The 21093-nt window shown below is 71.6% G+C and carries 20 protein-coding genes; 11 read left to right on the forward strand and 9 right to left on the reverse strand.

The window, feature by feature from the left end:
- Window positions 1–25: 25 nt before the first annotated feature.
- Together ACFV46_RS13810 and ACFV46_RS13815 are read right to left on the reverse strand one after the other, a co-directional pair.
- A complete protein-coding gene (locus ACFV46_RS13810; protein WP_385498264.1) occupies window positions 26–532 on the reverse strand; it encodes a DUF3291 domain-containing protein in 507 nt (168 codons plus the stop codon).
- Between the two features lie 74 nt (window positions 533–606).
- Window positions 607–1185 (reverse strand): dihydrofolate reductase family protein, encoded by a 579-nt coding sequence (locus tag ACFV46_RS13815; protein WP_376726236.1) that lies wholly within the window; start codon window positions 1183–1185, stop codon window positions 607–609.
- 426 nt (window positions 1186–1611) lie between these two features.
- Between ACFV46_RS13815 and ACFV46_RS13820 the strand changes: the two genes are divergently transcribed.
- Window positions 1612–2538 carry an NADP-dependent oxidoreductase gene (locus ACFV46_RS13820; RefSeq protein WP_385498265.1) on the forward strand — a complete coding sequence of 309 codons (927 nt, stop codon included), beginning with the start codon at window positions 1612–1614 and terminating at the stop codon, window positions 2536–2538.
- Between the two features lie 515 nt (window positions 2539–3053).
- A complete protein-coding gene (locus ACFV46_RS13825; protein WP_385498266.1) occupies window positions 3054–3461 on the forward strand; it encodes a DUF4190 domain-containing protein in 408 nt (135 codons plus the stop codon).
- Window positions 3462–3477: 16 nt separating this feature from the next.
- Here ACFV46_RS13825 and ACFV46_RS13830 read toward each other — a convergent pair whose 3' ends face one another.
- A complete protein-coding gene (locus ACFV46_RS13830) occupies window positions 3478–5283 on the reverse strand; it encodes a helix-turn-helix domain-containing protein (protein WP_385498267.1) in 1806 nt (601 codons plus the stop codon).
- Window positions 5284–5534: 251 nt separating this feature from the next.
- On the opposite strand from ACFV46_RS13830, the gene ACFV46_RS13835 reads away from it, so the two are divergent.
- From ACFV46_RS13835 to ACFV46_RS13850, 4 genes are read left to right on the forward strand one after another with little or no spacing between them, the layout of a single operon-like run.
- Window positions 5535–6920 carry an MFS transporter gene (locus tag ACFV46_RS13835; RefSeq protein ID WP_385498268.1) on the forward strand — a complete coding sequence of 462 codons (1386 nt, stop codon included), beginning with the start codon at window positions 5535–5537 and terminating at the stop codon, window positions 6918–6920.
- Window positions 6917–8398, forward strand: a complete 1482-nt coding sequence (locus ACFV46_RS13840) for an AMP-binding protein (protein WP_385498269.1) — start codon at window positions 6917–6919, stop codon at window positions 8396–8398. The genes ACFV46_RS13835 and ACFV46_RS13840 overlap by 4 nt, the downstream gene beginning before the upstream one ends.
- A 43-nt stretch (window positions 8399–8441) precedes the next feature.
- Window positions 8442–10094, forward strand: a complete 1653-nt coding sequence (locus tag ACFV46_RS13845) for a tannase/feruloyl esterase family alpha/beta hydrolase (RefSeq protein WP_385498270.1) — start codon at window positions 8442–8444, stop codon at window positions 10092–10094.
- Between the two features lie 58 nt (window positions 10095–10152).
- Entirely contained in the window at window positions 10153–10746 is a 594-nt protein-coding gene (locus ACFV46_RS13850; protein WP_385498299.1) for a DinB family protein, read from the forward strand.
- On the opposite strand, the gene ACFV46_RS13855 is transcribed toward ACFV46_RS13850, so the two are convergent.
- Together ACFV46_RS13855 and ACFV46_RS13860 are read right to left on the reverse strand one after the other, a co-directional pair.
- The gene (locus ACFV46_RS13855) at window positions 10734–11273 is read right to left on the reverse strand and encodes a DUF3291 domain-containing protein (RefSeq protein WP_385498271.1); all 540 of its coding nucleotides are present in this window, start codon (window positions 11271–11273) and stop codon (window positions 10734–10736) included. The two genes, ACFV46_RS13850 and ACFV46_RS13855, sit on opposite strands and share 13 nt — an antisense overlap.
- Before the next feature lie 88 nt (window positions 11274–11361).
- The gene (locus ACFV46_RS13860) at window positions 11362–11925 is read right to left on the reverse strand and encodes a GNAT family N-acetyltransferase (protein WP_385498272.1); all 564 of its coding nucleotides are present in this window, start codon (window positions 11923–11925) and stop codon (window positions 11362–11364) included.
- A gap of 265 nt (window positions 11926–12190) precedes the next feature.
- On the opposite strand from ACFV46_RS13860, the gene modA reads away from it, so the two are divergent.
- The 3 genes from modA (at window position 12191) to ACFV46_RS13875 (ending at window position 15139) form a co-directional block, all read left to right on the forward strand.
- Entirely contained in the window at window positions 12191–12994 is an 804-nt protein-coding gene (gene modA / locus ACFV46_RS13865) for a molybdate ABC transporter substrate-binding protein (RefSeq protein WP_385498273.1), read from the forward strand.
- Window positions 12995–13169: 175 nt separating this feature from the next.
- On the forward strand, window positions 13170–14480 hold the full coding sequence (locus ACFV46_RS13870) for an MFS transporter (protein WP_385498275.1): 1311 nt from the start codon (window positions 13170–13172) through the stop codon (window positions 14478–14480).
- Between the two features lie 56 nt (window positions 14481–14536).
- Window positions 14537–15139 (forward strand): TetR/AcrR family transcriptional regulator, encoded by a 603-nt coding sequence (locus ACFV46_RS13875; protein WP_385498276.1) that lies wholly within the window; start codon window positions 14537–14539, stop codon window positions 15137–15139.
- A gap of 1 nt (window position 15140) precedes the next feature.
- Here the strand turns inward: ACFV46_RS13875 and ACFV46_RS13880 are convergent, their stop codons facing one another.
- Entirely contained in the window at window positions 15141–16064 is a 924-nt protein-coding gene (locus ACFV46_RS13880; RefSeq protein WP_385498277.1) for a LysR family transcriptional regulator, read from the reverse strand.
- Window positions 16065–16159: 95 nt separating this feature from the next.
- On the opposite strand from ACFV46_RS13880, the gene ACFV46_RS13885 reads away from it, so the two are divergent.
- Window positions 16160–17344: a nuclear transport factor 2 family protein gene (locus tag ACFV46_RS13885; RefSeq protein WP_385498279.1), complete on the forward strand. Its 1185-nt coding sequence runs from the start codon at window positions 16160–16162 to the stop codon at window positions 17342–17344.
- A gap of 1 nt (window position 17345) precedes the next feature.
- On the opposite strand, the gene ACFV46_RS13890 is transcribed toward ACFV46_RS13885, so the two are convergent.
- The 3 genes from ACFV46_RS13890 to ACFV46_RS13900 all read right to left on the reverse strand — a co-directional run bounded on the left by ACFV46_RS13890 (window position 17346) and on the right by ACFV46_RS13900 (window position 20066).
- Window positions 17346–17663 carry a hypothetical protein gene (locus tag ACFV46_RS13890; protein WP_385498280.1) on the reverse strand — a complete coding sequence of 106 codons (318 nt, stop codon included), beginning with the start codon at window positions 17661–17663 and terminating at the stop codon, window positions 17346–17348.
- Window positions 17650–19101: an APC family permease gene (locus ACFV46_RS13895; RefSeq protein ID WP_385498282.1), complete on the reverse strand. Its 1452-nt coding sequence runs from the start codon at window positions 19099–19101 to the stop codon at window positions 17650–17652. The genes ACFV46_RS13890 and ACFV46_RS13895 overlap by 14 nt, the downstream gene beginning before the upstream one ends.
- A gap of 68 nt (window positions 19102–19169) precedes the next feature.
- On the reverse strand, window positions 19170–20066 hold the full coding sequence (locus ACFV46_RS13900; RefSeq protein WP_385498283.1) for an SDR family oxidoreductase: 897 nt from the start codon (window positions 20064–20066) through the stop codon (window positions 19170–19172).
- 87 nt (window positions 20067–20153) lie between these two features.
- On the opposite strand from ACFV46_RS13900, the gene ACFV46_RS13905 reads away from it, so the two are divergent.
- Window positions 20154–20882: a TetR/AcrR family transcriptional regulator gene (locus ACFV46_RS13905; protein ID WP_385498285.1), complete on the forward strand. Its 729-nt coding sequence runs from the start codon at window positions 20154–20156 to the stop codon at window positions 20880–20882.
- The last annotated feature ends 211 nt before the right edge of the window (window positions 20883–21093 follow it).

Here is a 21093-nt window from a genome sequence, read left to right on the forward strand (position 1 = left end):
GACCGCGCCACCGCAGTCACCGCATCTAGATCACCGAGCAGCCCATTCCCTCCGGTACGTCGCCGATCAGCGGCTCGGCGCCGCTGGGCGGGAACGACGTGCGCAGGGTGAAGGCGTACGGACCTGGGCCGTGGGTGCGCAGGTGCAGCAGTCGGGATTCGGCCTCCGCGACGGTGGGCCGGTGCCCCTCCGGCACCCACCAGAGCGCCGTCATGGCTTCCTCGACGCGCTCGAACCACTCGCGTCGGCGGCTGAGCATCTCCCGGTGGCGGCCCTGGTACGTGAACGCGGTCAGCGCGCCGGTGTCCCGCCACACCGACATGTTGATGATCAGCCACGGGTCACCGAAGACCGGGATGGCCGTCGCGTCACCCTCCTCGCTCTGCAGGCGCCACACGAACCCGTCGGCGGCGTCGGCGTCGGCGTTGACCGGGTCGAGATGATCGACGAAGTCCTTCAACCGGGGCGTGTCCAGCGGCGCTTTGAGCCGGGCGATGTTCACCTGGGCGAGTTCGTACGCGGTGTCGGTCATGTACCGAACGTTAGGTCGGGACGCGCCTGCCGAGGTAGCCCTGTCTCATCAACTGGGCACAAGTCGAGGGGAGTTCACGCCTCGGCGAGGCGCTTCGTCTCGTACCTGGCCATGACCACACCGCCGGGAAACGTGCGCGTCTCGACCAGTTCCAGGTTCACCCAGCCGTCCAGCGCGGCGAAGAACGGTGTGCCGCCTCCGACCAGGACCGGATGGGTGACGACCACGTACTCGTCGACCAGCCCGGCGCGCATCGCCGCCCCGGCGAGCGTGGCGCCGCCGATGTGCATCGGGTCGCCGTCCTCCGCCTTGAGCCGGGTGATCTCGGCGACCGCGTCCCCGGTCACCAGCCGGGTGTTCCAGTCGACCTTGTCGATCGTCGAGGAGAACACCACCTTCGGTGTGTCCCGCCAGTTCCGCGCGAACTCGATCTCCGCCGGGGTGGCCCCGGGCTGCTGGTCGCCGGTCGGCCAGTAGGAGCTCATGGTCTCCCACAGCTTGCGCCCGTACAGCGCCAGCCCGCACACCTTCTCGAGGTCGAGCCAGAACTGGAACAGTTCGGGGCTCGGCAGCCCGCTCCAGCCGATGTCGTCACCGGCGGCGGCGATGTAGCCGTCGAGGCTCAGGTTCATGCCGTAGATCAGTTTTCGCATGGCGCAGCCTTCCGATCGTGGACGTCCGGCATGCAGACCAGCCGGGAGCGGGAAACTCATCGGTGCGCGGCCCGAGGCCGCCGGCGACCCTCGTTCGCGAAGCTCAGCGTGGTGCACGCGGCCGGCAGCGGCAAGCCGCCACCCCCCTTGCTCGTAGGTCTCGGCCCACCGGGATACGGCTGACAAGTGGACCACGGAAAGGGGGTGTGAATGGCCCAGACGCCTGGGCCGCCCGGCTCGTAGAGTCGGAAGTGTGATCACCACGGACATCGGTCGGCCGTGCCGCATCCCGCGCCTTGTGCGATAACGGGTGAAGGGGTGCCGGGACCGGTCACGGCGGGCGACCGGCCCACACGGGACGTCCGCGTCGTCCGGCGCCGGCGCGATGTCCGCTCCCGAACGTCTCCCCTACGCCGAGGACCGCTCATGCAAGCCATCACCGTTCAGGACCGTGACGCCGGTGTCGCCGGCCTGACCCTGTCCGAACTGCCCCCTCCGCAGGCCGCCGAGAACGACGTGATCGTGGAGGTCCACGCCGCCGGGTTCACCCCCGGTGAGCTGGACTGGCCCGCCACCTGGACGGACCGGGCCGGTCGGGACCGCACCCCGAGCGTGCCCGGCCACGAGTTGTCCGGCGTGGTCACCGAGCTCGGTTACGGCACCACCGGCCTGACCGTGGGCCAGCGTGTCTTCGGGCTGGCCGACTGGGCCCGCAACGGCTCACTGGCCCAGTACACGGCCGTCGAGGCGCGCAACCTCGCCCCGCTCCCGGCCGACGTCGACCACATCACGGCCGCCGCCCTGCCGATCTCCGGACTCACCGCCTGGCAGGCCCTGTTCGACCATGCGCACCTGACCACCGGGCAGACGGTGCTCATCCATGGCGCGGCGGGCGGCGTCGGTTCCCTCGCCGTCCAGATGGCGCGCGAGGCCGGCGCGCGGGTGATCGGCACCGGGCGGGCGTCCGGCCGCCAGACCGCCCGTGACCTGGGTGCGGACGCGTTCGTCGACCTCGAGAACGAGAAGCTGGAGGAGGTCGGCGAGGTGGACGTCGTGCTGGACGTGATCGGCGGCGAGATCCTCGAACGCTCGGCCGCCGTCGTCCGCCCCGGCGGCACCTTGGTCACCATCGCCGAACCGGTCACCGTCCACCCCCGCGGCGGACGCGGCGTCTTCTTCGTCGTCGAGCCCGACCGGACCCGTCTGGCGGACCTCGCGCAACGGGTGCGGGCGGGCCGCCTCAAGCCGATCGTCGGCGAGGTCCGCCCGCTTGCGGAGGCGGCTTCCGCGTTCGCTCCCGCCCAGCGGGTGCACGGCAAGACGATCATCCGCGTCGCCGACAACGGAGGCTGAGGCAACCGGCATTCAGGCGTCCGATCCGGTGCGCTGCTGGCAACAGGGTGTTTCCGCCGACAGGTGGACAACGGGCGCCTGCCTAGCGTGGAGGGACGGACTCAGCCCCACCCCGGCCACCGCAGTCGGAGAACTCCGGGCGCCCGGTCTTCGAAGGCTTCACGCAGCCACGCGAAGGCCGTGGTTCCGTGTTTTCCCCGCGCCTCGGTCAGTTCGGTGCCGACAGCGGCCCGGTTCGTGGGATGGCACCGCGCCAGACGAATCGCCGGCCGCCGAGTTGTCTTTGCGGAGCCCGGAGGCTCGCGAGACACCTCGGCATCGCCTCATGGCCCGAGGTCGATGACCCCTCCTAGGGCCGCCCGCGTCCAGGCCGACGTGCACTCCCGCGCGGGGCAGCTCCAGGCAATCGCCGCACGCCATTTGACGCCGCGTATGCCGCGCGGTTCCCGGGGCACACGGCCAGCGAGGCACGGCAGGGATGTCACCCCGTGAACCACGGAGCAGCGAGGACTCAGATGACGTATCAGACACCGAACACGTACTCCTCCGAGCCGTCCGGCGAGCCGCAGGCTCCTCGGAACAATGGTCTGGCGATCGCGGCGCTGGTGCTGGGCATCACCGCGTGCGTTCTCTTCTGGTCGGTCTTCGGCGGCGTCATCCTGGGCCTGCTCGGTCTCGTCCTCGGGATCGTCGCCGCTCGGCGTGCCCGTGGAGGACGTGCGCGGCACCGGGGCATGGCCATCGCCGGTGCGATCCTCGGCGGGCTGGGGCTCGTCGCGTCGTCGGTGATCGTCGCGGTCGGGGTCTCCTTCCTCACCTCCGACGAGTTCAAGGACTACAACGACTGCGTCAAGCACGCCGACAGCCGGGCCGAACGCGACCAGTGCGCCCAGGACTTCGAACGCGACGTCAACGGCCAGTGAGCCCCCGCCCGAGGACTCACCCGGGTGCCGGTCCGTCGACCGCCGCTCTCAACTCGTGCAGCCTCAGCGCCAGATGGAGCCGCAGCGCCGAGTCGGCCGAGCGCCAGTCCTCGCCGAGCAGGACACCGATCCTGTCCAGCCGTTTCAGCAGCGTGTTCAGGTGCACGTGGAGGACGCGGGCCGTCTGACTCAGGTTCCCCGAGTGGGCGAAGTACGCGGCCGCCGTCGCCACCAGGCACGTGGACCGGCGGCGGTCGTACTCCAGGAGCGGGCCGAGGCTGTCGGTGAGGAAGCGGTCGAGGTCGTCGGCGCGGTCGGGGTCGAAGACGAGCGCGTACATCGCGTACTGCCGTGTGCTCACCCCGCGGTCCGTCTCACCGAGTGCGCGCATGACCTTGAGGCAGCGCAGCGCCAGCGCGTGGGAGCGGGACCGTTCCTGGCCGGCGATCCGGTCGCAGACCACGAGGGCGGGCGCGCCGAGGGCTCGGCGCAGGGAGTGGTGCAGGGTGCCGGCCAGGTCGTTCTCGTCGTCGGCGCGGAGCAGCATCGTGGCGCGGCCGAGGTACTCGCCCGCGAGCCCCGACCATGCGGAGGAGAGGGGCTTGAGCTGCCGGATGACTTCGGTGGCGGATCGTCCGGGGCACTCGACCACGACGAGGGTGTCCAGGTGGTCGACGTCGACCCCGCGGGCCAGGGCCCTGTCGCGCTGGGCTGGATGGAGCGGGGCGGGGGACATCAGCTCCATGAGCAGTTCCCCCCGGACCCGTTCCTCGGCCTCGACCCGCGCGTCCCGCATGAGGATGAGCAACCCCATGATCTGGGCGGAGCGTTCGAGCATCCGCACCTCCGCCGCTTGCGGGGCGGCGCGGCGGGCCAGGGACAGGAAGCCGAAGTGACTGCCGCCGGCCCGCGCGGCGATCACACTGCGGAAGATGCCGTCCTGGCCCTGTGCCGAAGCACACCGCCCGGTGGTGCGCGCCTCCTCGCGCAGCCGGCGGCCCAGGTCCTCATCGCCGTCCTCCCCCGGTTCTCCAGGGGGCCTGACCGCCAGGACCCTGTCGTCGCGGTCCTGGATGGTGACGGTGCCCTGGAGTTGTTCGACCAGGAGCTGGGCGATGTCGCCGGGTCCGCCGCCGGTCAGCACCACATGGGTCAGCGCCTCGTGCACGGCGGCGGCGCGTTCCAGCGTGGTGACCTGCTCCTCGATCGTCCGGTAGGCGTCCTCGAGGCGCCGTAGCGAGACCCGGGTCTGCTCGTAGAGACGGGCGTTGTTCAGGGCGACCGCGGCATGGCTGGCGAAGGCGCTGAAGAGGGCCACCTCGTCCTTCTCGAAGGGCCGCTCCGTGCGGTCGGCGGCGAAGAGCGCGCCGATGGCCTGCTCCCCCACGAGGAGCGGGACGCCCAGGAGCGCCGTGAGCCCTTCGCGGGGGACGAGCAGGTCGAAGGTGGGGTCGTGCGGCAGGGCTTGCGCCTTGCGGTAGTCACTCACCCAGAACGGGGCCTTGTGTTCCAGCACGCGCCCGCCCAGGCCCCGCCCCCGGGGGACGCGCGCGGACGAGAACTCCGACGAAATGGTGCCGGCGGACGCCTTGAGCGTGAGGTATCCCTCCGCGTCCAGCAGGGACAAGTAGACGAAGTCACTGCCGATGAGTTCATGGGCGTGCCGGACGATGGATCGCAGCACCTCGTCGACCTCGCCCAACGCGGTCAGGGACCGGGCGGTCTGGTACAGGCTGCTCAGCTCGCGCTCGCGACGGAGCCGGTAGGAGGTCAGTTCGCCGTCGCCGACGGGACCGGCCGGGCCGGAATCGGTCTGTTCCATCCCTGCCATCCTTCACGGCCACCACTCGCGCCACCAGGTGGTGAATTCTTACACCATCACCGGGTCAGCAGTGTAGGTACGTTCCATCTCCGGTCGGGCGCACGGCGCTCTACTGTCGCCCCACGCGCTTCGTTGTCATGCACGACGCAGTCGGATGTCCCCGCATCCGAGTGATCCGCGGGTCGGCCGCCCGGCCGCACGACCGCGCGCGATCCCCCGTCCCCGAGCCCGGCTTCCTGGGAGTGACCAGCATGTCGATCCCCGCTGTCGGCGGTCCGCACGCCGCCGCGACCCGCAAGGCGATGCTGCGGCTGCTGCCGCTCCTCTGCCTCACCTATTTCATGTCCTACGTCGACCGGACGAACATCGCCCTGGCCAAGACCCACCTCCAGGCGGACGTCGGCATCAGCGCGGCCGCGTTCGGTCTGGGCGCCGGCCTCTTCTTCCTGACGTACGCGCTGTTCGAGGTGCCCAGCAATCTCGTCATGTACCGCGTGGGCCCGCGGCGCTGGATCGCCCGGATCGCCCTGTCCTGGGGCGCGGTCACGTCCCTGATGATGTTCATCGCGGACGACGTCACCTTCTACATCGGGCGGATCGCCCTCGGCGCCGCCGAGGCAGGTCTGTACCCGGCGATGATGTTCATGATGACGCGCTGGTTCGCGCAGAAGGACCGGGCCACCGCGATCGGCTTCATCTACCTGGCGCCCACGCTCGGTCTGCTCCTGGGCGGGCCGCTCGGCGGCGCGCTGATGGAGCTCGACGACGTCGCCGGGTTCCACGGCTGGCAGTGGATGTTCCTCATCGAGGGCCTGATCACCATGGGCATCGGGCTGGTCGTCCTGGCCCTCCTCCCCGAGGTGCCGGCCGACGCGAAGTGGCTGACCGCGCGGGAGGCGGCCGTATTGAGCGAGCGGGCCGAAGACACCGCGCGGGACGGCGAGGCCAGCGGCGGGCACAGCCTGGACGGCGGGAGCGCGCACAGTCTGAAGGGCAATGTGCGGCAGGCGTTCGGACGGCCGTTCATCCTGCTCGTCGGCGTCATCTACTTCCTGAACCAGCTCACGATGAACGGCGTGACGTTCAACGTGCCGTCGATCATCGAGTCGCTGGACGTGAGCGGTTCCTTCCTCGTCGGCCTGCTCAGCGGGGTGACCGGGATCGGCGGAACGATCGGCGTGCTCGTGATACCGGCGCTCTACCGGCGCTTCCCCCGCGAGTCCCTGACCATCGGCGTCCTGGCGGTGTCCCCCGCGCTGGTCGCCGCGGTGTTCCTGGCGGTCTCCTCCCCCTCCGTGCGCATCGTCCTGATCGGCGTCATGTCGATGCTGCTGTTCGGCACCCTGCCCGTCTTCTGGTCGGTCGCCATGGCCCGGATGGCGGGGATCGTGGCGGCCGCGGGCCTGGCCTTCATCAACACGGTCGGTCTGACCGGCGGTTTCGTCGGGCCGTATTTGTTCGGTCTGGCCGAGTCCGACTCCGGGGACCCCACCTCCGGCTTCCCCATCATCATCGTCGCGTCCCTCGTCGCGGGCGGACTCGCGGTGGCCCTGCGCTGGGCACTACGGCGGGAGGACCGCACGACCGACGGGAACGCACCGTCCCCCGTCGAGCGCGACCCGGAGGTCCTGGCGTGACGTTCCTGCCCCCAGAGGGATTCCCCCTGTCCGGGATCCCCGGCGCCTTCGCCGCCGAGAACGGGGACACCGTGGTGGTGCGCGCCGGCACCGACACGCTGACCTGGGCGGAACTGCACCGGGGCAGCAACCGCGTCGCGCGGGGCCTGCTGGACGCCGGGGCGGCCATCGGCCGGATCGTGACCCTGATACTGCCCAACTCCACCGATCTCGTGCTCGCCGTCTTCGCCTGCTACAAGGCCGGCGCCACCCCGCAGGTCCTGTCACCGAGGATGCGGGCGGCCGAGCTCGACGCCATCCTCGAACTCGGCGAGCCCGCCGTGGTGGTCACCGAGCCGGACGGCGCGCTCGTCGACCGTACGAGGGCCGTGACCGTCGAGGAACTGGCAGCCGGGCGGAGCGACCGCGACCTCGCACCGGCGACCGCGACGTCGTGGAAGGCCCCGACCTCCGGGGGATCGACCGGCCGCCCGAAGATCATCCTGTCGGGCCGGCCGGCGGTCACCTCCCCGTTCGACTCGGACATGTGGCGGATCGGCGCCGGGGAACAGGCGCTGATCACGGCCCCGCTCCACCACAACGCCCCGTTCGTCACCGCCCTGACGACGATCTTCCTCGGCGGCTCGGTGACCCTGCTGACCAGGTTCGACGCGGAACGGACGCTGGCCGCGATCGACGAGCACGCGGTGACCTGGGTGTACCTGGTCCCCACGATGATGCGGCGCATCACGGCGCTCCCGGACGAGGTCCGCGAGCGTTACGCGCTCACCTCGCTGCGTTCGGTCTGGCACTGCGCGGAACCCTGCCCCGTCTGGCTGAAGCGGACGTGGATCGAGTGGCTGGGAGCCGAACGGGTCTGGGAGCTGTACGGCGGCACGGAGGCGGAGGCCGGATGCACGCTGCGCGGCGACGAGTGGCTCCGGCACGAGGGCTCGGTGGGCAGGGTGACATGGGGTCGGATGAAGCTGCTGGACGCCGACGGCGTCGAGGTCACCGAACCCGGCGTCGAGGGCGAGATCTACATGCGGGTCGCTCCGGGAACCCCTGCCACCTATCGCTACATCGGCTCCGAACCCATCTCACGCGACGGCTGGTCGTCCCTCGGGGACATGGGACGGTTCGACGCCGACGGCTATCTGTATCTGCACGACCGCCGCTCGGACATGATCACCGTCGGAGGCGTCAACGTGTACCCGGCGGAGATCGAGGCCGCCCTCGTCGAACACGAACAGGTCCTGACCGCCGTCGTCATCGGCCTGCCCGACGCCGACACCGGCAACCGGCTGCACGCCATCGTCCACACGCCCCGCCAGGCCGACGTCACCGCCGACGACATCCACGCCTTCCTCGACGGCCGGCTGTCGCGCCACAAGCTGCCCCGGTCGATCGAACTGGTCCACGACTCCCTGCGGGACGCGGCGGGCAAGGTCCGCCGGTCCGAGCTGCGCGCCCAGCGCATGCCCGAGCCGAGCCGGTGACCCCGCCTTCACGCACCGCTTCCCTCCGGAGGAAGGAACCCGTATGAACCCCAGGACGCTGACGGGGATCGCGCTGGCCACGGCCGGCGCCCTCCTGGCCGTCCCCGCGCAGGCGCGTCCGTCGGAGGCATCGGCCCGCAGCGCTCAGGCTCAGTGCGCATCGCTGACCGGGACGGCCATTCCGGCGGCCGTCGTCTCCCTGCCCACGCGCGGCGGCCGTGTCGCCGCCTCGTCCCCGGTCACGGAGACCGTGAGCGGAGTGAGCCTCACCTACTGCCGGGTCGACGCGGCCCTCTCCCCCGTCGACCACTCCGCTCCCGACATCACCCTGCGCGTCGCCCTCCCCCTCGACTGGAACCGCAGATCCATGATGTTCGGGGGCGGCGGCTACAACGGCACGGTTCCCGACGTCCGGGGCGACGTCCCCTTCGCCCCGAGGGGCGGGACCACACCGCTGGCACGCGGCTACGCGACGTACGCCAGTGACTCCGGGCACCAGGCGGACCCGGCCAAGCACCCCGTCCTCTCCCTGGACGGTTCCTTCGCCGTCAACGACGAAGCGCTGCGGAACTTCGCCGCCGGCGACGCGCTCAAGAAGACACACGACGCCGCCCAGTTCCTGATCCGCGCGTTCTACGGCGCGAAGCCCCGGTACACATACTTCGCGGGCGGCTCCACAGGTGGCCGGGAGGCGCTGGCGATGGTCCAGCGCTGGCCCACCGCCATGGACGGCGTGATCTCCGCCTACCCGGCCTGGAACAACCTCGCCGAAGCGCTCTACCTGGGCCACGCCACACAAGTGCTGGCGCGGCCAGGGGCGTTCCCGGGCCCGGAGAAGCAGACGCTGCTGTACGAGAGCGTGCTGCGCGCGTGCGACGGGCTGGACGGACTGACCGACCGGGTCGTCTCCCACCCGGACGCCTGCCGGTTCGACCCCGCGACCCTGCGCTGTCCGGCCGGCGCCGACACGGGTCCCTCCTGCCTCTCGGACCGCCAGATCGCCGCGGTCCGGGCCATCTCCTCGCCGTGGAAGTGGCCGTACCGGGTCGCCAGCGGCGAGCGCGGCTACCCCGGCTTCCCCTTCCTCTCCGGCGCCGACCTGCGCACACCGATCCTGGGCTTCGGCACGACGGCGCCGTCCCATCCGATGCCGCTCACGAGCGGGTACGGCATGCAGTACTGGGACCAGTGGGTGAGGTACGCCCTCACCAGGGACCCCGGCCACGACTCCCTGGCCGTCGACCCGGACCGCCCCGGCAAGTGGCTCCAGCGCATCAGCCGCCTGTCCGAACTGCAGGACATCAACGACGCGGACCTCTCCCCCTTCGCCCGGGCCGGTGGCAAGCTCCTGCTTCTCCATGGCGCGGCCGACGAGTTGGTCTCGCACCGGGCGACGAACGACTACTACGAGCGGGTCGCCGACACGGTGGGGCCGCACAGGACACGGGAGTTCATGCGGTACTACCTCGTGCCGGGCGCCAACCACGCGAACTTCGGCAGCCCCGCCTTCGCCGCCGCCTGGGACTCCCTCACCGCCGTCGAGCGGTGGACCGAGCAGGACAGGCAACCTGTCGCCCCGGTCGTCACCGACGCGAACGACGGCAGGACACGCCCCCTGTGCGAGTACCCCAGCTGGCCGAAGTACCGGGCCGGTGACCCGGACAGCGCGGCCGGCTTCAGGTGTGTCCGAAGCTGAACCGGCGACAGGTTGAGGATCTTGAGGCAGGAGCCCGTCCATGGCAGGCTCCTGCCGCATGATCGACGACTTGGCGAAGGACGTCCTGCACGGCAGGCTGCGGCGGGATCGTGAGGCGCTGCTCTGGAAGCTCGACGGCCTGTCCGAATACGACGCGCGGCGCCCTCTGACGGCGACCGGGACGAATCTCCTCGGCCTGGTGAAACACATGGCCGAGGTCGAGGCCAGGTACTTCGGCGAGGTCTTCGACCGGCCTTCACCGGAAGGGCTGCCCCGCTGGCAGGACCACGACGGCAGCGATCACTGGGCGGCCGAGGACGAGACCCGCGAACAGATCGTCGGGTTCTACCGGCGCACGTGGAAGCACGCGGACGCGACGATCAGCGAGCTTCCGCTCGACACCGCCGGCCATGTTCCGTGGTGGCCGGACCCCCGCCCCAACACGACCCTGTTCGCCGTCCTGGTCCACGTCCTCGGCGAGATCAACCGGCACACCGGGCACGCCGACATCCTGCGCGAGGGCGTCGACGGCCGGACCGGGATGCGCTCCCAGTACGAGCAGGAAGTCGACGAGGAGGCGCGGGCGGCCCACCGCGCGAAGCTCGAACGGGCCGCCAGGTCGGCCGTGTTCGGGTCGTCTCACTCGGCCTGATCGCCGGCCCTGGTCGCGGCTCCCTCCGGCGTGAACGCGCGGTGGAAGGTGAAGGCGTGCGGCGCGGGACTGTGGTCGTGGAGGGATTCCAGCCTGCCGACGCCGTCCTGCCAGGTGGGTACCGTGCCCTCGGGGATCCACCAGAGCACATGGCTGGGGTGCCGCGTCCTCTCGAACCAGTCCAGACGCCTGTTCAGTGCCGCGCGGTGCAGCCCGGCGTAGACGGCGTCGAAGGCGGGGCGCAGGCCGGTCCAGAGGGAGAGGGTCGCGGCGAGGGCGGTGGTGTCCGCCGTACGGCCCTTGTCGTACCACGCGGGGACGGCGAACTCTCCCCACGCACCCCAGTCCGCCCCGAAGAGCACGCCTCGATCGCCCTGGGCCGGTTCGGCGCGGGCGAGGTACCCCGGGTGCTGACCGATCGTCCTGTAGACGGCCTCTCCGGCGGCGTAGAACTCGCGTGTGAGCGGGGAGGGTTCGGCGAGCGGTGACTTCAGGACTCCGAAGGTGTACAGCGCGAGATGGGGCATGCGTCTCTCCGTGGGGTCATGTTCCTGGTGCGGGGCCGCCCCACTTCGCGCGCGGGGCGGGTGACCCGGTATCGCTTCGGCGCGCTGTCTAGCCCGGCACGGTCGATGGCTGCCACTCCCGCTTGAGCAGGCCGTACACCCATGAGTCGGACACCACGCCGTTGACGACGCAGTCCTCCCGCAACGTCCCCTCGCGGACGAAGCCCAGCTTCTCGAGGACCCGGGCCGACGCCTCGTTGCGGGTGTCCGCCTCGGCCTGGACGCGGTTCAGGTCCAGGGTGTCGAACGCCCACCGCAGCAGAGCGTGCGTGGCCTCGGTCGCGTAGCCGTGACCCCACATGGCATCGCCGAGGACGTAGCCCAGCGAGGCGCTGCGGTACTCGGGGTTCCAGCCGGAGAGGCCGCACCAGCCGACGAACGCCCCGTCGGAGACGCGGTCGATGGCCACTCGGGCCCCGGTGCCTTCGTCCTCCAGGGTCCGGCAGTTGGCGAGGAACCGCTGGGCGCGGGCCGGGTCGGTCCACGGCGGGGAGTCCCAGTAGCGCAGCACGTGGGAGCTGCTGTGCAGCGCGAACAGGGAGTCCGCGTCGGCGTCGGTGAAGGGACGCAGCCGTAGGCGCTCGGTGTGCAGGACGGGAGTGGGCAGAGTCATGCGCACCATCTTGTGACGCGGACGGCGGCCAGGACACCGGTTATCTGTTCAGTGGGGCGCCATGACCGGTTTCCGGTCACAGTCAGACCGGCTCGGGCTGCTCGGGGTCGTGGAGCCGTAGATACGCACATGCCAGGACTCTGGGCGAGTCCCTGGGCTCATGCGATGCGACAGCAGACTTTCAGTTCGCACTTGCGGCATTATCATCGACGCATGCCTGTCCGACGGACGCAGACCGTCGAGGAGCCGAGGGAGTGGACCCGTGATGACCCGTTCCGAGCGCCGGCCGCGTCGGACACTGCAGATGACCGGCGTGGGCGCCGCCGCCCTGCTGACTCTGGGCGCCTGCTCGTCCGACGGCTCCGGCTCGTCGGCGTCCGCCTCGGGCAAGCCGTCCGGTGAGGTGACCGTCTTCGCCGCCGCCTCACTGAAGGAGAGCTTCGAGGAACTGGGCAGGACGTTCGAGAGGGATCACCCCGGCACGAAGGTCACTTTCAGTTTCGGCGGCAGTGACGCCCTGGCCGCGAGCATCACCGGCGGCGCCCCGGCGGACGTGTTCGCCTCGGCCAGCCCCAAGACGATGAAGATCGTGACCGATGCGGGTGACGACAGCGGCGCCCCGGCCACCTTCGTACGCAACCAGCTGCAGATCGCCACCCTGCCGGGCAACCCGCACAAGATCGCCTCCCTCAAGGACCTCACCGGCTCGGGCCTGAAGGTCGTGCTGTGCGACAGGACGGTGCCGTGCGGTGCCGCCGCACAGAAGGCCCTCGACGCCGGCAGGCTGAAGCTCACGCCTGTCTCCTGGGAGCAGGACGTCAAGTCCGCCCTCAGCAAGGTCGCCCTGAAGGAGGCTGACGCGGCCCTCGTCTACAGGACCGATGTGAAGGCCGCGGGCGCCAAGGTGGAGGGCGTGGACTTCCCCGAGTCCGCCGACGCCGTCAACGACTACCCGATCACCCTGCTCAAGCGGTCGAGGAACCCCGGGACGGCGAAGGCGTTCATCGAGCTCGTGAAGTCCCCCCAGGGGCAGCGGGTGCTGAGCGAGTCCGGATTCCTCACCCGGTGACCTCGTCGGGACGCCCACGACATCACCGCCGGAACTCACCACTCTCACTACAGCGCGCACACACATGAGCACATCCTGCGACCATGCCTGATTCTTACCCGGCCCACCTCGCAATGAACAGACAGGTCTGTCTACTATCGGGGAGTCCGCTTCCCCCTCCTGCCGAAAGTGACCCATGAGTCGCGCAACGACCACCTCCCGCTCGGCCCCTCCGACCGCCGCGATCGAGCAGCACCCGGCGCACGCGGTCCCCCGGCGCGGGTTCCTGCCCCTGGGACCGAGGACCTCGATGGCCGTGTACGCCTCGATCCTCATGTCGCTGCTGGGCTCGTCCAGCGCGCCGACGCCCCTCTACGCCATCTACCAGCAGCACTGGGGGTTCTCCCCCATCACCGTCACCGTCGTCTTCGGCGTGTACGCGGTGGCCGTCCTCTCCTCGCTCCTGCTGTTCGGCAAGCTCTCCGACCACGTGGGCCGGCGGCCGGTCATCGTGACGGCCCTGGTCGTCCAGCTGGTGGCCATGGCCATCTTCATCACCGCCGGTGACGTGGGCGCGCTGATGATCGGCCGGGTCCTCCAGGGTCTGAGCGTGGGTGCGGCCGCCGGGGCCCTCGGCGCCGGCATGCTCGACATCCACCCGCGCCGCGGCGGGTTCCTGAACTCGTTCGCGCCCATGCTGGGAACCGCGTCCGGGGCCCTGGTCTCCGGGCTGATCGTGCAGTACCTCCCGGCGCCCACGCGCCTGGTCTACACGGTGCTGCTCGGCGTCTTCGCCCTGCAGGCGCTGGCCGTCCTCGCCATGCCGGAGACGGTGACCCGCAAGTCGGGCGCGCTGGCCAGCATGGTTCCCGAGTTCAAGCTGCCCAGGTCGGCCCGCGCGTCCGTGGCCGTCGCCGCGCCCGTGATGTTCGCCGTGTGGTCCATGAGCGGGCTCTACGGCGCCCTGGGGCCGTCCCTCATGCGGACCCTGGAGCACTCCTCGTCCGTGGTGTGGGGAGGGCTGCCGCTGTTCGTCCTCGCCGTTTCCGCGGCGCTGACCACGATCACCCTGCGAGGCACCGCCGCCCGGACCGTCATGCTGCTCAGCATCGGCACCCTGGTGGCCGGCGCCGCGATCACCCTGCTGTCGATCGGCTCGGGCCAGGGCGGCACCTGGTCGGTGGCCGGGTTCTTCGTGGGCACCGTGATAGCCGGTGTCGGGTTCGGCAGCGGGTTCCAGGGCGGGATCAGGCTCGTCATCCCGCAGGTCGAGGCGCACGAACGCGCCGGCGCCCTGTCGCTGCTGTACGTCGTGTGCTACGTCGGTCTCGGCATCCCCGCCGTCATCGCCGGTGTGCTGGTCGTGCACGGCGGCGGCTTGATCACGACCTCCAAGGAGTACAGCATCGCCCTCATGGTGCTGGCGCTCGCCGCCCTCGCCGGGCTCCTGCGCAGCGGTCGCCGGGAGAGGCGTGAGCAGCTGTCGGCCCAGATGTCCGAGGCGTGACCGCGGACCCCGCAGGGTCTAGAATGAACTGCTCTGTCTAGAGAGAGGTGGGCGCCATGGCTGCCAAGACCCCGACCCGCGTGTCCGCGCGTGAGCGTCTCCTCATGGCGGCCGACGAGCTCTTCTACGGCGAAGGCGTGCAGACCGTCGGCATCGACCGGGTGATCGAGCACGCCGGAGTGGCCAAGGCGTCCCTGTACAACAGCTTCGGGAGCAAGGAGGGCCTGGTCTGCGCCTATCTGGAGCTCCGCTTCGAGCGCCGCAAGGAGCACATCACCCGCACGCTGACGCGCTTCCGCACTCCGCGTGAGCAACTGCTCGGCGTGTTCGACGCGCTCGGTGAGGCGTTCACCGAGCCGGGGTACAACGGCTGCTCGTTCGCCCGGGCCACCTCCGAGGCGGCCGACGACAGCGCCGCCCGCAAGGTCGCCGACGACTATCGCGCCTGGCTGCGCGGCCTGTTCGCCGAACTGGCCGCAGCCGCCGGGTACGCCGACCCGGACACCGTCGCCCGGCAGTTCCTTCTGCTGTACGACGGTGCGGGCCAGTCCGCGAAGATGGACCGCGACCCGTCGGCCGCCACCAGCGCCCGCGCCGCCGCGGCCCTCCTGCTGGACGCGTCCCCGCTCGCACCCGCCGTTCCCGACCCCGCCCGGTAGATCAGCCGGTGCCGTCGCCGTCTTCGGTGCGGTCCGAACGGACCGCCCGGAACGCGGAGTCGAGGTGGTCGAGGAGCGCCGCCGTGCAGGGGTGGGGGTCCCGGCGCGGCGTGAGCGCGTAGATGCCGCGGGTCGGAGGATCGACGAGGGTCACCGTGGTGACGTCCGCGCGCACGGCTCGCCTCAGCACGCCCGGGATCAGGGCGATCGCGTGCCCGGTCGCGACGAGGGCGAGCTTGCCCGGCAGGTCGGCGGCCGTGATGTCGATGGCGATGTCCACCCCGGTACGCGCGGCGTGCTGGCGTAGGAGGGCCGCCGAACCGTCGTTGTCCTCCGTCCAGGTCGCGCCCGCGAACGCCCGCAGGGGGACCGGCCCCCGCCCGGCCTGCGGGTGACCGGCCGGCACCGCCACGACCATGTCGTCCAGTCCCAGGAAGTGGCGTTCGACCCGCGAGTCCTGCGGCAGGCCGGGCGGTGCGTCGGTGACGGCCGCGATGTCCAGGTCGCCGGAGATCAGCCGCTGGTGGAGGGATGCGCTCAGGCCGGGGAGCAGCGTCCAGCGGAGGGGGCCGCTCCCCCGAAGCAGGGCCCGCAGCGCCTCGGGGACGATCCCCGCCGCCAGAGAAGGCGTCGCACCGACCGCCAGTGGTCTGCCGTACGTCCCGTCCGCGGCGTCCCGCACCGCACGCACGGCACGGTCGGCCTCGTTCAGCGTGGTCAGCGCGTGCCGTCGGAACACCTCTCCCGCCGGGGTCGCGCGCACACCACGCGCGTGCCGTTCCACCAGCGCCACCCCGAGCTCGCGCTCCAGCCCGGCGATCTGCCGCGACACGGCCGACTGCGTGTGATGCAGCTCCGCCGCCGCCGCCGACAGTGAGCCGAGCCGGCACACCGTCACAAAGGTCCGCCATACGTCGAGTTCCACCGGGACAGTATGGCGGACAGGTATGCGAGGGACGCAGGTCAGCCATGCGAGATATGCGCTTGTCGCAGTGATCCGTCTGTACGACCGTTTCCCGCATGACCACACTTCGCACGATCGCCGTCCTCGGACTGGGACGCATGGGCGGCGCCATGGCCACGCGCCTCGCCGAGCAGGGCGGGAACGTCATCGGCTGGACCCGCTCGGGGCGCACACCGGACACCGTCACGTCGGCGGCCGACGCGCGCGAGGCCGTCGCCGAGGCCGATGTCGTCCTGCTGTCGCTGTTCGACGGACCCGCCTGCCGGCAGGTCGTCGACGGCATGGACGACTCACTGCGGCCGGACACCGTCGTCGTGAACACCAGCACCATCGCCCCCGCCGAGGCCGCCGGGCTGGCCCGGCGCCTGGGCCCGGCCTACCTCCACGCCCCCGTCCTCGGCTCGGTGCCCGCGGTCGCCGCCGGGACCCTCACCCTCCTCGCCGCAGGTCACCAGGACGCCCTGGACCGGGCCCGTCCCGTCCTGGAGGCGCTCGGCACCGTACGCCGCGTCGAGGACCCCGCCACCGCCGCCGCCCTCAAGCTGGTCGCCAACCACAGCCTCGCCGGCGCCGTCGTCGCCCTGCGCGACGCACTGCACCAGGCCGACGCGCTCCGCCTGCCCCGTGCCCAGGTCCTGGACGTCCTCGCACTCGGCCGGCTCGGCGCCCTCGTGTCCGGCAAACGGCCCTTCCTCACCGACCCGCCCAGCGCCTGCGTGACGACGGCCGAGTTCACCATCGGGGCTCTCGGCAAGGACATGGCCGTACTGGCCGCGGCCTCCGGCACACCGGTCCGCGGCGCGGCGGCACTGTTCCACTCCCCCGCCGGTTCCACCGCCGACATCGCCGCCGTCGCCACCGTGCCGCCCGTCGAGGACGCCGTACTCGAACCGCTCCGCGCCTACATCCGCGGGCACGCCACCGGCGATGCCGCCCACTTCCGTGACGCGTTCCTGCCCAGCGCGCACATCGAAGGAGTCCGCGACGGTCAGTTCGTCTCGTGGGACCTCGAGGAGTACTGCTCCCTCTTCTCCGGCCGGCCCGCTCCCGACGAGGCCACGCGGGCCCGGCGCATCGAGGCCGTCGACGTCCACGGCACGGTCGCGACCGCCACCATGACCCTCGTCCACGGTGATCAGACGTTCACCGACGTCTTTCTCCTCGTCCGCGCGGACGGTCGCTGGCGTATCGCCAACAAGGTCTACCACCGGCGGCTGGGCAGCCCCGCTCCGTCGGTCTGACTCAGTCCCGCGCCTCCAGGGCCGTCAGCCCGTCTTCCCAGCGCCGTCGCCGCTCGTCGTCGGACTGTTCCCACCACGGGGTGCCCCGTTCGCCGAGCGCGACCTTGGCCCGCTGCACGCGGGCCCGGGCCTCCCGTTCCGCCTTCTCATCGCTCGCCGTCGTCGCCGCGCGCACCGCGCGGCGGGCGGACATGAGGTGACTCCGCAGGCGTGCGCCGATCTCCTCGGGGAGGGACGGGTCGGTGGCCCGCCATTTCCGTCCGCCGATGACGACGAAGTGCCCGTCGAGGGTCGTCTCCGGCGGTTCACGTGTGCTCATGGGACCGATCGTGGTCCTGTGCGCCGCTCGGGTCCGTCTCGCCGCCGGCCGTCCGTTCGCCGTTGCGGCCGTCGGCCTGCGCACCCTTCTTGCGCCGGGCGGTGGCCACCGCACCGAGCACGGCGCCGACGGCCACGATGGTGAGTCCGCGCAGCCACACCGCGCCCTCGATCTGCGTGGCGAGCAGGACGCACGAGGCGATGCCCAGCACCGGCAGGACGGTCGGGGTGCGGAAGTGGTCGGCCTCGCCCTCGTCGCGGCGCAGGACGAGGACAGCCGTGTTGACCAGGAGGAAGACGATCAGCAGGAGCAGGACCAGGGTCGAGGCCAGGGTGGCGACGCTGCCGGTGAGGGCGAGCAGCATCGCCAGCACGGTGGTGGCGGCGATCGCGGCCCACGGGGTGCGGCGGCCGGGCAGCACCTTGGTCAGCGCGGAGGGCAGGAGGCCGTCCTTCGCCATGCCGTAGGTGAGGCGGGAGGACATGATGCCGGTCAGCAGTGCGCCGTTGGCGACGGCGACGAGCGCGATGGCGCTGAACAGGCGCTCGGGGACGCCGCCCGCCTCCTTGACGACCTCCAGCAGCGGACCGCTGGACTCGGCGAGCCGCGTGGTCGGTACGGCCGCGGACGCGGCCAGGCCCACCAGCACGTACACGGCGCCCGCGGTGGCGAGGGCGCCGAACAGGGCGCGGGGGTAGGAGCGGCGCGGGTCGCGGGTCTCCTCGGCCACGTTGACCGAGGTCTCGAACCCGACGAAGGAGTAGTACGCCAGCACGGACCCGCTCAGGACGGCCGCCGCGGCGCCCTTCTCGGGGGTGCCCAGCTGGGTGAGCCGTCCGACGTCGCCGTCGCCGCGCAGCAGCAGCCAGGCGCCGAGAACGATGATGACCATCAGCCCGCCCACCTCGATGAGGGTGGCGACGACGTTGGCGCGGGTGGACTCCTTGATTCCGCGTGCGTTGATCAGGGCGAGGAGCCCCAGGAACACGACGGCCACCAGGCCGACGGGCAGCGTCACGAAGGCCGAGAGGTAGTCGCCGCCGAAGCCCCGGGCGAGGGCGGCGACGGAGACGACGCCGGCGGCCAGCATGCAGAAGCCCGCGACGAACCCGGCGAACGGCCCGAAGGCGCGGGTCGCGTAGTGGGAGGCGCCGCCCGCCCTCGGATACTTCGTCGCCAGCTCGGCGTAGGAGGCGGCGGTCAGCAGGGCCAGCAGCAGGGCGACGACGAGCGGCACCCACACGGCTCCGCCCGCGTCGGCGGCGACTTGTCCGACCAGGACGTACACCCCGGCGCCGAGGACGTCACCCAGGATGAAGAAGTAGAGCAGCGGGGTGGTCAGGGCGCGCTTGAGCGCCGTGCCCTCCCGTGCCCCTCCGGGTGCCGCCGTGTCCGTCCCCGCCCGCGCTGCCGTGCTGTTTCCGACTCTTCTTGCCATACCGCCTCGTGTCCCCCGGAAGGCGAGATGCACGCGCGCGACTCCCGAGGGCGCAGGACGCGATTCGGTTACGACGCCGCTCCTTGTGCCTGTTCCGCCGGGCTGTCCTCGGTCCAGGCGCGCTCCAGCAGGGCGCTGAAGGGGGCGGGCTCGTGTCCGATCAGCTCGGCGAGGGTCGGATCGACGGCCGTGAACTCGCCGTTCCGGGCCGCCGCGAAGATGCTCAGCAGCAGGTCGGTGAGGGATTCCGCGGCTCCGTGCGTCAGCATCTGCTCGCGGAAGGCGTCGTCGGGGACGACGGTACGGGTGAACGGCCGGCCGGTGACCCGGGTCGCGATCTCGGCGACAGCGGCGAAGTCGAGCGCCGCCGTGCCGGTGAGGGGCGGGGTGGGGCCCTCGAAGCGGCCCTCGCCGGTCAGGATCGCGGCGGTGGCCTCGGCGAGGTCGTCGTGGCCGGTCCAGGTGACCGGGCCGTCGGCGGGGAGGGCGATGTCGCCGGTGTGGCGGGCGGCCTCCAGGAACTGCAGGGCGCTGGACGCGTAGAAGCCGTTGCGCAGGGCCGTCCAGGGCAGGCCGGTGGCGCGCAGCAGGTCCTCGGTCTGCGCGTGGTCGCGGCAGGGCTGGAAGTGGGAGTCGTGGGCGGCGCCCATCTGGCTGGTGTAGAGGATGCGGCCGACGCCGGCCTTCACCGCCGCGTCGATGGCGGTGCGGTGGCCGGCGACGCACTCCTCGCCCGCGCGGTCGAGGGAGACGAGGAGCAGTTGCTCGGCGCCCTCGAAGGCGTGCACGAGCGAGGCCGGGTCGTCGAAGCTGCCCTGCCGGACGCGGACTCCCCGGTCGGCGAGGTCCTGCGCCTTGCGGGGGTCGCGGACACTGGCACCCACCTGGTGGGCGGGGACGCGCTCCAGGAGGCGTTCGACGACGCGCCGGCCGAGCTTTCCGGCGGCTCCGGTCACGATGATCATGGGTACTCCCGGGCTTGTTTCCAGTGGAATCACTTTGACGCTAACACTGGAATATCAGTGGAATCAACCTGCCGATATCATCGATTCATGACTTCGCGCGACACGACCGACAGCCCCCGCCGCCGCATCGTCGAGGCCGCCGTCGAACTCTTGGAGACCGGCGGCCCGGACGCGGTGAGCACCCGCGCGGTCGCCTCCGCCGCGGGGATGCAACCGCCGGCGATCTACCGCCTCTTCGGGGACAAGGAAGGGCTCTTGGAGGCCGTCGCGGAGCACGGGTACGCGCAGTTCCTCGCGAGCAAGCGCGCGCTGCTCGACCCCGCGCCCAAGGACGCGGTGGAGGATCTGCGCCGCGCGTGGGACACCGTCGTGGAGTTCGGGGTCTCCCGCCCGGAACTGTTCGCCGTCATGACGAGGGCGACCGGGCGCGGCGCCGACCAGGCGCACCGCGCGGGCCTGGAGATGCTCTACGGCCGGGTGCGCCGGCTGGCGGCCACCGGATGGCTGCGGGTCGACGAGGAACTGGCCGCGCAGATCATCCAGGCGACCGGCCGGGGCGCGGTCACCACCTGGCACTCCACCCCGCCGGAGCGCCGCACACCCGCGTTGCTGAACGCGCTGCGCGAGGCCACGATCGCGGCGATCACCAGCGCCGAGCCGACGGTCCCCGCCACGGAGAGCGGGCCCGCCGCGGCGGCCCGCGCCCTGCGCGCCGCGCTCCCCGACGAAGCGGACGTCCTGAGCGACGCGGAGCAGCGACTGCTGCGCGAGTGGCTGACCCGGCTGGCCGCGGACGGCGGCGCTCCGCGGGCGTGACCGGGTGCCAGGGGGCGTGCGGGCCTCGGGCCGGTCAGCTCCTGGCGGCCACAGCCCGCAGGGCTGCTGGAGCGGCGAGGGACTGACGGAAGCGCGTCGTGGGGGGGGGGGCGGGGGGGGGGTGGGGGGGGGCCCCCCCCCGGCGGGGTGGGGGGGGGGGGTGAAAAAAAAAATACCAAGACCCGCCAAGTTGGGGGGGGTATTGAAGGGT

Origin of the sequence: Streptomyces sp. NPDC059852 (assembly GCF_042731455.1) — a bacterium.
Classification (GTDB): Bacteria; Actinomycetota; Actinomycetes; order Streptomycetales; family Streptomycetaceae; genus Streptomyces.